This window comes from Dolichospermum sp. UHCC 0260 (assembly GCF_009711985.1).
GTDB lineage: Bacteria > Cyanobacteriota > Cyanobacteriia > Cyanobacteriales > Nostocaceae > Dolichospermum > Dolichospermum lemmermannii.
The window spans coordinates 47,176-60,512 of the sequence record NZ_VIKZ01000009.1 but is presented as its reverse complement, the minus strand read 5'-3'; the positions used below and the strand labels follow the sequence as shown (position 1 = coordinate 60,512).

The window sequence follows — 13,337 nt, the reverse complement described above, 5'->3', positions numbered from 1 at the left end:
TGGGTTAAGCGACAGCGCAACCCAACAAAACCGCAAAAATGTTGGAAGCGTTGGGTTTATTTTGTCAACTCAACCTACGTAATTTATAGATTCTAACAAATTCTTGGAAGTTGGTCGCCGACTAGCATATCTATGATTCTTTCTGCACCAAAGGCGGTTTTTAAGAGGACTATTCCTGGTGGTGTGGGAATAATTTCACCTATGATAGATGCTTGTTTTCCTGTTGGATGATTTTGCATTGTTGCTAAAATTAAATCTGCTTTTTCTGGAGGGGCAACAATGACTAATTTTCCTTCGTTGGCTAAATACAAGGGTTCTAAACCGAGTATTTCACAAACTCCATTTACTTCTTCTCGAATGGGAATGGCGTTTTCATTAATGCGTATGCCTACATTTGCAGTGAGGGCAAATTCATTTAATACTGTGGCTAAACCTCCTCTGGTTGCGTCTCGCATGGCGTGAATTTGCGGGCAAACTTTGATAATTTCGGCGACTAATTCATGTAATGGTTGACAGTCACTTTCTATATTTGTTTCTAATGCTAATTCTCCTCTAGCAATTAATATTGCTGTGCCATGATTGCCAATTTCACCGTTAATAATTACTACGTCTCCTGGTTGAATATTGCGAGGAGAAATATCAATGTTTGGGGGAATTATGCCGATTCCGGTAGTATTAATAAATAGTTTATCAGCACAACCACGATTCACAACTTTTGTGTCTCCTGTGACTATTTGCACTCCGGCTTTTTGTGCTGCTTTTTGCATACTGGCAACTACACGGCGTAAGGTTTCTACTGGTAAACCTTCTTCTAAAATGACGCTACAGGTAAGATATAAAGGTTTTGCACCACTGACAGCTAAATCGTTAATTGTGCCATTAATTGCTAGTTCTCCTATGTCTGAACCAGGAAAAAATAAGGGGTCTACTACATAGGAATCTGTGGTAAATGCTAATCTATTTCCATATTGGGAAAGATTGGCTAAATCAAATGTGGCTTGATCTTCTAATTGGGAAAGAATGGGATTATCAAAACTTTTAACAAAGATATCATCTATTAAATCTCTCATAGCTTTACCACCGCTACCATGGGATAAGTTAATATGAGTATCTCTTACCTTTCCTTGACGACGACGGATTTGTTCAATTTTTTGGAAAAGGGGATTTTGATGAGAGTTGATTGTCATTTTTAAAATTGTTTTGTAATTATAATGTTTTCTTGTGGGACAGGCAAGATGCCTGTCATTATTAATTAATTAATTACCTACCCGTTTCTTCATGTCTACCATTATGTTTATCGTAATGTAAAACGCCACCAACTGCCCAATCTTCACGTTCAAATTCATCAATATGAATAGTTATCCATTCGGGTTTTGTTCCTAAGGCAGAAACTAAAGCGTCAGTTACAGCTTTAACTAATTTTCGCTTTTTTTCTATGGAGTGACCTTTACCAATTTGGACAGTTACAAAAGGCATATAATTTTCCTCAAATTGTGTAATTTAGACTGATATAGGTTCGGTTGATACACCTGATTTATCTCTTTTTGCCATAGTTGAAAGTCGCCCATATTTGTAATATGCTGCACAAGCACCTTCGGAGGAAACCATACAAGTTCCTATGGGTGTTTCTGGTGTGCAAGCTGTTCTAAATACTTTACATTGCCAAGGTTTTAAAACTCCTTTGAGAATTTCTCCACATTGACAAGCTTTATGATCTGCTACTTTTAAATTAGGAATTGTAAATTTAGCTTCTGCATCAAATTGGGCGTATTCTTCGCGGATTTTAAAACCAGAATTGGGGATTTCTCCTAAACCTCTCCATGCAAATTTTTCACGGACTGCAAATACTTTATTTATGGCTGTTAAGGCGTTTTGATTTCCCCTAGGTTCTACTAAGCGATTATATTGATTTTCAACTTGACAACGATTTTCTACTATTTGTTTTAATAACATCCAAATTGATTGGAAAATATCTAATGGTTCAAAACCAGAAATAACAATTGGTTTATGATATTCTTGGGCAATAAATTCATAAGGTTCTGTTCCTATTACCATACTTACATGACCGGGACCGACAAAACCATCAAGTTGTAAATCGGGATTTTCTAATAATGCTTCTAATGCGGGAATTACTAATACATGATTGGAAAACAGACTAAAGTTAGTAATATTTTCTGCGGCTGCTTGGAGAATGGTAAATGCGGTGCTGGGGGCGGTGGTTTCAAATCCTAAACCGAAGAAAACTATTTCTTTATGGGGGTTTTCTTTGGCTATTTTCAGGCTGTCTAAGGGTGAATAAACCATGCGAATATCTGCACCTTGGGCTTTGGCTTGTAATAAGCTGGTTTTTGCACCGGGTACGCGCATTGCGTCGCCAAATGTGGTAAATATGATGTTGGGTAGTTGACAGAGTGCGATCGCATCATCTATTCTCCCTTTAGGCATGACGCACACTGGACAACCCGGCCCATGAATTAATTCAATATTATCGGGTAATATTTCTTCGATTCCGTATTTGAAAATAGCATGGGTATGTCCTCCACATACTTCCATTATTTTTAAATGTCTGTCTATTTGTTGGCTGAGTTTGGTTATTTCTTGTTGTAAAGCGAGGGCTTTTTCTGGGTTACGAAATTCGTTTACATATTTCATAATTTTTGTTTCGCGCAAAGGCGCAAAGGTGCAAAGACGCAAAGGAATAAAGGAGATTTTAAGGATAAGATTGGGCTATTTCTTGCAATAATTGTAATGTTTCTGCGGCTTCTTGTTCGTTGATTCTGTTCATGGCAAAACCGACGTGGACTAATACCCAATCTCCTATACAAGTTTCTGGGGGGTGTTGTTCGTCAACTATACAGGCTATGTTTATTTGGCGTTTGACTCCTCCAATATTAACTATGGCTAGTTTATGTTCTGGGTTGGTTATTTCTGTGATTTGTCCGGGTATTCCTAAGCACATTTTAGTTTTCCTTTTTAAAGATTTATTTCACGCAGAGGCGCGGAGACAACAGAGGTTTTTATGTTATTTCTTTTAAGTATTTAGCGGCTGCAATTACGGCTTGTCCTAGTGATAATCCGCCATCATTTGTGGGTACTATACTATGAGTTAATACATTAAGTTCTAATTTTTCTAGTCGCATTTTTACCTGTTGTAATAGAATTTGGTTCTGAAATACGCCTCCTGTTAATGTTACTTGATTAAATTGATGTTCTTGTCTAAGTTGTTGAACCATTGTTACAATAGCAATAGCTAAACTTTTATGAAATCCCGCAGCTATTATTGATGATGAGATGTGCTGTTTAATATCATTAAGAATTTCTCGCCATGTTGGGGATGTATCTATATAATAAATACTATCTAATTTTTCAAATTTAAAGGAATAATTTAGACTTTCTTTATCATTGTTTAAAATATTGATATCAGTTATTGCTGCCATTTCTATGGCTGCTTGTCCTTCATAACTGCATTGTTCTCGACAAATACCTATGGCGGCTGCAACTGCATCAAATAATCTTCCTACTGATGATATTAAGGGTGAATTAATACCTTTTTCTATGATTTGATTGAGTAGTCTAGGGTTTTTATGTTCTAAGAATTTGATTATTTCTAAATCACTATATTTTTCTTTAAGTTCTTCCCAGGTGAAAGCATTAATTAATTGAGAGTATGTATTTCTCCAAGGTTGATAAATTGCCTGTTTTCCTCCTATCATGGGCATAGGTTTAAATGTGGCTAAACGTTGAAAATTTTGATAGTCTGCTAAGAGAAATTCTCCTCCCCACAGTGTACCGTCTTCACCATAACCTAAACCATCAAATGCTATTCCTAATACTGGTTTTGTATCTAAAAAAATTTGATTTTCTGCCATACAAGCGGCTATATGAGCGTGATGATGTTGAATTTCTGCTAATTTAATTTTGTTACCTGTTGCTAGTTCTTTGCCAAGTTTAGATGATAGATATTCTGGATGTTTATCAATAGCAATTATTTCTGGTTTATGGGCAAATAAATTGAGATATAAATTCAATATTTCTTGATAAGCATTAAAAGCAGCCGCATTTTCTAAATCTCCTAAATGTTGTGATAAAATCGCCTCATCTTCTCTTAATAAACAAAAGGTATTTTTTAACTCACTCCCCATGGCTAACATTGGCGGTATTTTCTCAAATCCAGGTGGTAATTTAATCGGTGCTGGTGCATATCCCCTAGCACGTCTAAGGGTTTGTATTTGATTATCAATAACTCTAACTATGGAATCATCTACTCTATTAATAATATCTCGATTATGTAAAAGAAAATAATCAGCTATTTTTGATAATTTATCTTTTGCATCTTCATTATCTATACATTGTGGTTCATCAGAAATATTCCCACTAGTTAAAACTATGGGTACTTTCATTCTTCTGAGAATTAAATGATGTAACGGCGTATAAGGTAGCATGAAACCCAGGGTATTTTGTCCTGGGGCTAGGTCAGATGCTAATTTACTATTATCTTTAATATTTAATAAAACAATAGGTGCAGCAGGACTTGTTAATAATTCTTTTTCCAACTCATTAATATAGCAATATTCAGAAATAATATTAATATCCCTTGCCATTAAAGCCAAAGGTTTATGATAACGCTGTTTACGATTTCTGAGTTTTAAAACTGCATTTTCTAAAGTGGCATCACAAGCTAAATGAAAACCGCCTAAACCTTTAATAGCAACAATTTCACCCTTTTGTAATAAAGTACAAACAGCATCCACATCATCTAACATAGAAAACATATCAGAGATAACAGGTTTACCGTCAGCCCTTTCTAACCATGCACGCGGTCCACATTCAAAACAAGCCACAGGTTGGGCATGAAAACGACGATTTTCGACATCTTGATATTCCTTTTCACATTCCTTACACATTGAAAAATTCACCATGCTAGTGTTATTTCTATCGTAAGGAATAGCCCGAATAATACTCAACCTTGGACCACAATGAGTACAATTAGTAAAAGGATAACGAAAATAACGACTAAAAGGATCAAAAATCTCCCTTTGACATTGGGGACAAGTTGCAGCGTCAGGAGAAATTTCCGTTTTCACCACACTATTAACACTGCGAGAAATCACAAAATCATTAAAATTAAACTCCCCCAAATATGGACTTCTAATCACCTCATTAATTCTTGCCAAAGGAGGGCATTCTTGATATAATTGATTGACAAACTCCGCTATTTCCTCCTCACTCCCAGAAACACGAATTAACACCCCTTCACCATCATTACAAACATCACCTTTCAAACCAAAAACCTTCGCCAAACGATACACAGTAGGACGAAAACCCACCCCTTGCACAATACCACAAACCCGAATTTCTTCTATTCTCATCTTTGCGTCTTTGCTCCTTTGTATCTTTGCGCGAAATAATTAAAACTTCCAAATCAAAACGCGATTATTTCCAGAATCAGCAACTACCGCATTCTCACCACAAACCTTAATTCCATAACACCAATTTAAACTTCCTCTTGTTGGTAGTCCAAAATTTCGATTTTCACTTTTATTTGTAAAGTTATCTTGTCCCATCACACCATCAGCATTCGCACCCTGCAATAATAAAATAGATGCTCGTTTTTTCCATCCTAGCAAACGGGAATTAGCTGTATCAGCAACTATTAACCAATCCCCTGCAATATCTACCCCATAAGGCATACTTAAGCTACTGGCACTAGGGAAATAAACACCTTGATTCAATTCCACAAAATTGAAGTTCTTTTGTCCTAAAACCACTGCACAAGGGGCATTATTTGCTGTGGGAATTCCTTCCCAAATCATGACCCGATTATTACCTGCATCTGTAACAACTAAATTATCTTCCCAAAGGGTGATATCATGACACCAACGCATACTAGCAGCAGTGGGAGAACCACCACCATTTTCATTGCGTGATATCATATCTGGTTGTCCCAAAACTATATCCGCAGGTTGTCCATTTTCTGTGGGTAATTGATTCCAAATTAATAAGCGACGATTGCCAGTATCAGCTACAAATAACTTACATTGATGATAGAAAATACCATAAGGCCAATGTAAAGTATTTGCCGCAGGTTGTTGATTTCCTCGGTTATGTAAATTATCAATAAAGTTAGATTGTCCTAATACTAAATCTGCGGGAATATGACTATCTGTAGGGATATTATACCAGATGAGAATGCGATGATTCCAAGCGTCTGCAACGGCTAAACCATGACCACATTTGCAAATACCTGTAGGGACACTAAATGTAGATTTTCCTGGTGTTCTTTTAGCGTTTTGTCCTTCATGAAAAAAGTCAGGTTGTCCTATTATCCAGTCAGCAGGTTGATGATCTTTTGTGGGTAAATTTCGCCACCCTAATAAACGATGATGTCCTGTATCTGCTACCCATAATGGTCCCGTTGGTGATAATAAACAAGCTGCACGGGGTCCAAACATTGTTGTGGGAGTAGGTGCAATAGGTATTGCTATTTGTTCTGGTGTAATATTGTTTCCTAATATTATTTTTGCACCATGAGGGGAGAGGGGTAAATGGGGGATATTTTGGGTTTGCAATGTAGATAGGGAATTAATATTTACGCTATTTACTCCAATACGGTTTAGTTAATAAAATTGTAGGTTGGTTTAAGCGATAGCGCAACCCAACAAAGTTTGGAAAATGTTGGGTTTCCTTGCGTGAAACTCATCTACTTAGATTATTGGAAAACCTGGAATAATTCTATCAATTTCCTGCATTTTTCATAAAGTTTCTGTTAAAGCAATAACAATTGTTTGATACTGGTTATAGAAAAGCTTGCCTCAGCATGAATTATGATATAATTGTATTACTTGATAGAGTTGAGATTACTTTGTTAAATTATGTTGATAAAATAAATACTATGCCAGCTAAAGACATCTATCACAATACTGTAAAAAATGCACTTATCAAAGATGGTTGGAAAATTATTCATGACCCTTTACGAATTCGTTTAGCAAGAGGTAAAAATCTATTTGTTGATTTAGGTGCTGAAAGATTATTAGCAGCAGAACGAGAAACAGAAAAAATAGCTGTTGAGGTGAAAAGTTTTACTCGTCCTTAGGATATGAAAGACCTGGAAGACGCTGTTGGTCAATTTGTTTTGTATGATCATTTATTAGCACGTTATTATCCTGAATATAAGTTATTTCTGGCTGTGAGTGAAAGCACTTGTAAAACAGTTTTTGAAGAAGAAGCTGGTCAAACTTTAATTGAAGATGGTGTAATTCGTTTATTTAGTTTTGATGCTGAACAGGAGGTAATTGTCAAATGGATTCCTTAACTAATCAATATCGTCAAATAATTAAAAAAATTCTTGAAGAATATGGTGATTTTCTTGGCAATGATGAACAAGTTAAAGTTGAATTGGTGTTAGATGAAAAAAATGATCGTTATTTATTAGTAGAAACTGGTTGGAAAAATGGTTATCGAATATATGGAACTTTATTACATCTTGATTTAATTGATGGTAAGGTTTGGATTCAACATGATGGAACTGAGGAAGGGGTTGCTAATGATTTGGTTGCTGCGGGAATACCAAAATCACATATCATTTTAGGGTTTAAAGCGCCTGAGATTCGGAAATATACGGAGTTTGCTGTTTTTTAGATTTTATCAAAAATCAGAAACGCATAAGGTTAATGTCAATCTGCTTTGATAAGCTATATAAAGCAAATATTTTTACCAGATGAGAGTGTTGCTTATGTTACAGAAAAGAAAAATAAAATCTCAAACTATGGTAATTACTGTTTCCAAAGATGTAATTACAGACAAAGCAATTTCACTACTTAATTTTTCTAATGAATCACTAACTACTTGGACAGAAGTAGCAACTACTAGTGGTGATTTAGCTGCATTCTTAAGTGAACTTTACAACGAATCTGCTTTCATTCTCTCAAAAGAAGGTGAGATATTTCATCTTGATGAGAGTACAAGAAAGAATATAACTGATCGGAGGCTTGAAGAAGGAATAGATGCAAGTAGTATATTGGCTGAAAAATTTACTGTGTATACCATGAACTCAGTTCCAGCACCTGCGGCTGCTCGGACATATAAAAAAATTGCTCCAGATTACTTCTTGTACAATAAAATTTTCGGGAAAACGTTGAAGTATCTTGTAGCTTGGGAGAATGTTTATAGCAATATACTGGCTGATAGTGCGTTTTTTTCACAAGCCCATTTACTTGAAGCAAGTACAGATATAGGTGCTTGTGTAGAAATGGCTGCTCAATTATATTATAAACAATCATTTCAGATACTTCGTGGATTTTTAGAAAACGCAGTTTTACCCGTTCATTTTTGTGATCAACCCAATGAGTTTGAAAAGTGGCGATCTAATAACTATCGTACCCCACAACTACGAGGAAAAGATGGACTTTTGAATAAGTTGGAAAAGTCGGGCTTAATAACTAATGAACTAAATATAAATGTGTCTAACCTGTATGAACAGCTAAATGGCAGCATACATGGTGGGGAAAAGTATTTAATACATAAAGGAGTTCACAAAAATGCTTGGAGTGGGCTACTTTTCAAAGAGCAAGACTTTTTAGATTGGTGTACAGCCATTTCTAAATCTGTAGAAGTTGGAATAAAACTTCTTCAAATCAATGTTAAACAGTTGATGAATTTACGAGGTTCAAATGATACTGTGTGTACAACTTGTCATAATGAAAAAAATTTGAAGTTAGAAGAATTTATATTCGGTAGTAGGAATTTCAAACGATATTTTTGCCACATTTGTGGTCATCAATCAACTTTTGATGATGATGGTAATCTTTCTCATACAGTTACAGAATATGAACAGTAAACAGAAGAGCGATCGCATTTTTGATGTAGAGTTGAGAGCGATTATCATTTATAATGAAGATATTGCAATAGTCAATGTCACCAGGATTAAAAAAATGGACGTTACACAACTTAGTAACAAAACAATAGAACTATCTGACATTACAGCTTGGGATAAAAACGGAAATAAACTTTTAGTATCAAAAGTTAGAGCCAGAAACATTGTAGAAGATATTACTGCCAAAGTTGAAGATATCCTCAAGTTTGAGTATGAACATAATAAAGTTATAATTCCTTATGCTATGACAGCTACCCGTGAAGAAATTAAGATTTTTCAATGGGATGGTGAAAAGTTAGAAAATGTCTACACCTTCCCAACTCATGAAGTTTTGTCTGAATATGATCCAGAATTTAGTCATAAAAAGAGGATTTTTGAATACTATCTGGAAACATTAGTTGAAGGATGGTTGAGAGATTTGGCTGATAATTGGAAAACAGATAATCCACCAAAATCAGAAGAACTAACTCAGATAGGCTTTGTAGATAAAATTGCTGATGCAGCACAATAAAGGTTAGAAAATTTAATGATTACGCTTTATATAGAAACTAATTTTTTTATTGATTTTGCCAAAAATCAATAAAAAAACTGAGAAGTTAGTCTATCCCCAAGATCCGGAAGCAACAGCAATACTTAATATAGCAACTCCTGCAATTTGTTGTATGGAATCTCTTTCTGTACTAGAAAGTGACGTTATTCTCTCTCATTTTACCAAAGTGATAAAATAATTAAATTTATCTAAATAAATATAATTTTAACTGTTAAATAGTAAATATGGGAAATCCCCAATATTCCAGAACAAATGGGATTAATTACCTATTATGCAAATTGATACAAATAGCTTTTCATGGTTTGATGTAGCAGATGATGTCAAAGAATTATTAATATTAGCTGCACAGACTTGGGAAAATACAGAAGAATCTACAAAATATATGCAGCAAGCGTTAGCTAAAACAGGAGATAACACAGATGTTTTAGTTGCAGCTTATAGATATTTTTACTACAAAAATAATTATGTCTTAGCACTGACAACAGCAGAGAAAATAACCGCTAAAATAAAAAAAGCGGAAAGTCTACCTGATAATTGGCAAGAACTTAAACCTATCCTAGTTAAACGTCACGAAGAATCTCAAATCAGATTGTACTTAACTGCTTATGCTGCTTCTGGTTTGGTATTAGCTAAACTAGGAAACATAGAAAAAGCAAAGGAAATCAGTATCAGAATAAAAGGTATTGATGACAAAAATGATTTTGGTGCTGGTATTCTTCTCGATATTTTAACTCGTCCACCAGAAGTAGATGATTAAATCTGGAAATAGGGAAAACCCCCTACAAATGACAACCACAAGCAATCAGCAAATTACGAATCATGAATAATTGGTTATCTTTCAACTCAAATTCCCAGCTAATATCCTCATCTTCTAACCAGAATACTGTGATTCTGCCGGGAATGCCTACATCTCCAATAACTCCTATAACTAAAATGCCTCAAACCTCTCCTCCTATCATTTTTTTACCTAATTCTGCACAGTCAATATTTTAAAATTTATGCAAGGTCAGGATTTATTTGTTGCTGAAAATGGACAATATCAAGTTTGTAAATCAGCAAGATCATGGGATTTATTGCGTGATAATTATCGTCTGTATCGCTTTTTAACTGAAGTCGAAGATATCCTCAAAAATGTTGAAGATGAATCAACACGACTACCAGAAATTAGAATGTTGGTAAGACGATTAATTATTAATTCCTATTGGGTACAAAGTCAATCTTTACAACCTAATCTAAAAACGGGAATCTCGGTTTTACTATTATATGATGAATTAGGATTTCCCCTAACTGTACAAACAGTAACATTTGCACCAGGAACAACTTCTAATATTCATAATCATGGAACATGGGGAGTAGTCGCAATTTTAAAAGGTCAGGAAAAAAACACATTTTGGCGACGGAGTTCTCATCCAGAATTTCCTGATAAAATTGAAAAAACAGGCGAAGTAAATTTATCCCCCGGTGATATTATCAGTTTTACACCTGAGACAATACATCAAGTTCAAGCCATTGGTAAAGAACCAACAGTAACATTTAATATTTATGGAGAAACAAACCCAAAACAGAGATTTGAATTTGACGTAATTAACCACATTGCTAAAAAATTTTAAAGGTAGTGGCAAAAAAAGAAATAACAGATTATGCTGATAAATATTATAGAAAATAAGATCCCCGACTTCTTTTTAGATATTGTCAATAAATGAATAATTAATCTTAGAAGTCGGGGATCTAAGTGTTAGCTATCAATCAAAATAATCATCTTCTATCTGCGTTTATCTGCGTTCATCTGCGGTTAATTATTTCCTATCCAAACATCCAACTATAACCTTATAGGAGAAACAGCAATGGCCAGAGTAATTTTCTATGAAAAACCAGGCTGTAAAGGTGGTACAAAGCAAAAAGTTTTGCTAACAGCAGCAGGTCATGAAGTAGTAGCATATAACCTATTAACAGAACCTTGGACAGTGGAAAAATTGCGGTCATTTTTTGGCGATCGCCCTGTCAGTGAATGGTTCAATAAAGCTGCGCCTAGTGTAAAATCAGGAGAGGTGAATCCAGAAAACATCACCGCTGAAAATGCTTTAGTCATGATGCTGAGAGATCCCTTATTAATCCGTCGTCCCTTGATCCAAGTAGGGGATAAAAGAGAAGTAGGCTTTGATGTTGAGAAAATTGACGCATGGATAGGCTTAAAAGCCGTAGATGAGTCTTTAAAACAAATGAGTGAACACCTCATGCAGCAGAACCTCCAAGGCTGCACTCATGGACATAATGACGACCACCATCATGGTCAGGGTGGTTGCAAAAATCACGGGCAAGAACATCAACATTAGATATTAACAAGCCTCTACCCGCCTCTTTCTTGGTCATCAAATATATTAAGAGAAAAAGCGGGTAGTGAGGGTAATTTATCTATAATCCTGTCTTTGAATATCCCGTAATCTCGCTGCATCACGCATACCATAATCAGTGCGAGTAAAGCGATTTAGCTGCATTTCAAAAAATTCCCGATTTGCTTGTAAATGCTGAGGATTTTCATCATCTAAAGGATACAACAGGGCAGTTCTTAAAGCTTGAATTACCGCCGATGTGACATTATACATCGAACGTTGAAAAGTAATCCCCAATTGAATCAAAATATCCTCTTCTCCTCGACAATGTTCTTGGTAATAATCAACAAGATATTGAGGCAAAAAGTGCAGCATATCTTGCATTAATAATGTTGGCGGAATTCCGGCTGTACCCACAGGAAAAACATCAGCGTAAAGAATCCCATAATGGAAGTCTTTTTGATCTTCTGGAACTTGTCCTGCTTGGGCATTATAAGACTTTGTCCCTCTAAATGGTGCTGTGCGATAAAAAACAGCTTCTACATAGGGTAATGCGGCTTCATATAGCCAAGTAAAACCTTTAGATTTGGGGATGATTTCATAACATTCACCATCAATATAAACATGATGATAAATCGGACGACCTGCAATAGCAAATATACCATTTATGAGAAAATTCATGGCATCAGGTACACTTTTGAAACCACCTTCATCATAAATATCTGACATTTCAAAAAATACTGGTGCCATGACTTCCCAAAAAAGTCCTAAATTAGAATAATAGGACATCATCCGGCACTGTTCCAAAAACATATCAGGAAACAGTTTATAAAGTCCCGACATGAGGGGGTTTTTCCGAAAATAAGCTTTAATGGCTTTATCAGCATTAGCTTTATATTCTTCGGAATCTAAATAGGCATCAAATTGATTAACAGGTGCATACATTTTGCGATGCCAAAACATAGCCTGCATACAGGCTTCCGCAAATTCCATGTTAATTCTGTCATGGAATAAATGATGGAAAATTTTCGGCATTTTGGTAGTTTCACCCTTTTGCATAAATGCCAAAAGTTCTGGGTGTGCAGTGGCTATACCTCGCCAAATTCTTAAATCAGCATCATCCCCGGCATAGTGATTATGTAAGTCTAGATATTCTTGGGGTAGGAAATATTTAAAAGCTGGCAAAGGATCTAAAAATACTCTTTCGGCAATATAAAGTAAGTCTCGCCAATAGAAATCCATTGGTACAGCATAAGCTTTATAAATACCGATAATTTGCATTAAGTTTTCTGGGGTATCTGGTAACATTGAACCGCCAGCTTCTAAACGATGAATAATTTCTGCAAATTCGTGTTTTGAAGGTGGGATTTTTGTATTTGGTTTAGCTGGAGTTTGTACCATAATATTTTTGTTTTGGGTTTATTTGTTGGCTTCCACACCCGCCTGGAACTTACAGCACTTTCCGGTGTTATCAGGTACTTATGTAGCGGGCAAGATGCCCGCACTACAAGAGTTTCATAATTCAAGTTTGTACCTCATTAGAGCGAAATCTGCTGTAAGTTCCAGGCTAATAGCTAAAGTTTAC

The 13,337-nt window shown here is 35.4% G+C and carries 13 protein-coding genes and 1 pseudogene; 7 read left to right on the top strand and 7 right to left on the bottom strand.

Annotated features, from left to right (window positions below; translation table 11 throughout):
• Positions 1–92: 92 nt before the first annotated feature.
• The 6 genes from hypE to FJR08_RS05725 all read right to left on the bottom strand — a co-directional run bounded on the left by hypE (position 93) and on the right by FJR08_RS05725 (position 6,569).
• On the bottom strand, positions 93–1,187 hold the full coding sequence (gene hypE / locus FJR08_RS05750; RefSeq protein ID WP_168632501.1) for a hydrogenase expression/formation protein HypE: 1,095 nt from the start codon (positions 1,185–1,187) through the stop codon (positions 93–95).
• 73 nt (positions 1,188–1,260) lie between these two features.
• Entirely contained in the window at positions 1,261–1,476 is a 216-nt protein-coding gene (locus FJR08_RS05745; protein WP_015079398.1) for a 4-oxalocrotonate tautomerase family protein, read from the bottom strand.
• Between the two features lie 24 nt (positions 1,477–1,500).
• Positions 1,501–2,652, bottom strand: a complete 1,152-nt coding sequence (gene hypD / locus FJR08_RS05740) for a hydrogenase formation protein HypD (protein ID WP_168632500.1) — start codon at positions 2,650–2,652, stop codon at positions 1,501–1,503.
• 58 nt (positions 2,653–2,710) lie between these two features.
• A complete protein-coding gene (locus FJR08_RS05735) occupies positions 2,711–2,959 on the bottom strand; it encodes a HypC/HybG/HupF family hydrogenase formation chaperone (protein ID WP_148761956.1) in 249 nt (82 codons plus the stop codon).
• 58 nt (positions 2,960–3,017) lie between these two features.
• Positions 3,018–5,369, bottom strand: coding sequence for a carbamoyltransferase HypF (gene hypF / locus FJR08_RS05730; protein ID WP_168632499.1), 2,352 nt, complete (start codon positions 5,367–5,369; stop codon positions 3,018–3,020).
• A 39-nt stretch (positions 5,370–5,408) separates the two neighbouring features.
• Positions 5,409–6,569, bottom strand: coding sequence for a hypothetical protein (locus FJR08_RS05725; protein ID WP_168632498.1), 1,161 nt, complete (start codon positions 6,567–6,569; stop codon positions 5,409–5,411).
• A 248-nt stretch (positions 6,570–6,817) separates the two neighbouring features.
• Between FJR08_RS05725 and FJR08_RS05720 the strand changes: the two are divergent.
• The 7 genes and pseudogenes from FJR08_RS05720 to FJR08_RS05690 all read left to right on the top strand — a co-directional run bounded on the left by FJR08_RS05720 (position 6,818) and on the right by FJR08_RS05690 (position 11,755).
• Positions 6,818–7,312: pseudogene (locus FJR08_RS05720) on the top strand (XisH family protein).
• Complete coding sequence (locus FJR08_RS05715) at positions 7,300–7,638, top strand: XisI protein (protein WP_168632497.1); 339 nt, start codon at positions 7,300–7,302, stop codon at positions 7,636–7,638. Before FJR08_RS05720 ends, FJR08_RS05715 begins: the two are co-directional and overlap by 13 nt.
• A gap of 94 nt (positions 7,639–7,732) precedes the next feature.
• The gene (locus FJR08_RS05710; RefSeq protein WP_168632496.1) at positions 7,733–8,836 is read left to right on the top strand and encodes a hypothetical protein; all 1,104 of its coding nucleotides are present in this window, start codon (positions 7,733–7,735) and stop codon (positions 8,834–8,836) included.
• Positions 8,826–9,383, top strand: a complete 558-nt coding sequence (locus FJR08_RS05705) for a hypothetical protein (RefSeq protein WP_254435696.1) — start codon at positions 8,826–8,828, stop codon at positions 9,381–9,383. Before FJR08_RS05710 ends, FJR08_RS05705 begins: the two co-directional genes overlap by 11 nt.
• Positions 9,384–9,693: 310 nt before the next feature.
• Positions 9,694–10,179, top strand: coding sequence for a hypothetical protein (locus tag FJR08_RS05700; protein ID WP_015079410.1), 486 nt, complete (start codon positions 9,694–9,696; stop codon positions 10,177–10,179).
• A 241-nt stretch (positions 10,180–10,420) separates the two neighbouring features.
• Positions 10,421–11,032: a cupin gene (locus FJR08_RS05695; protein WP_168632495.1), complete on the top strand. Its 612-nt coding sequence runs from the start codon at positions 10,421–10,423 to the stop codon at positions 11,030–11,032.
• Between the two features lie 234 nt (positions 11,033–11,266).
• The gene (locus tag FJR08_RS05690; protein ID WP_168632494.1) at positions 11,267–11,755 is read left to right on the top strand and encodes an ArsC/Spx/MgsR family protein; all 489 of its coding nucleotides are present in this window, start codon (positions 11,267–11,269) and stop codon (positions 11,753–11,755) included.
• Between the two features lie 75 nt (positions 11,756–11,830).
• Here the strand turns inward: FJR08_RS05690 and FJR08_RS05685 are convergent, their stop codons facing one another.
• The gene (locus FJR08_RS05685; protein ID WP_168632493.1) at positions 11,831–13,153 is read right to left on the bottom strand and encodes a CO2 hydration protein; all 1,323 of its coding nucleotides are present in this window, start codon (positions 13,151–13,153) and stop codon (positions 11,831–11,833) included.
• Positions 13,154–13,337: the final 184 nt, after the last annotated feature.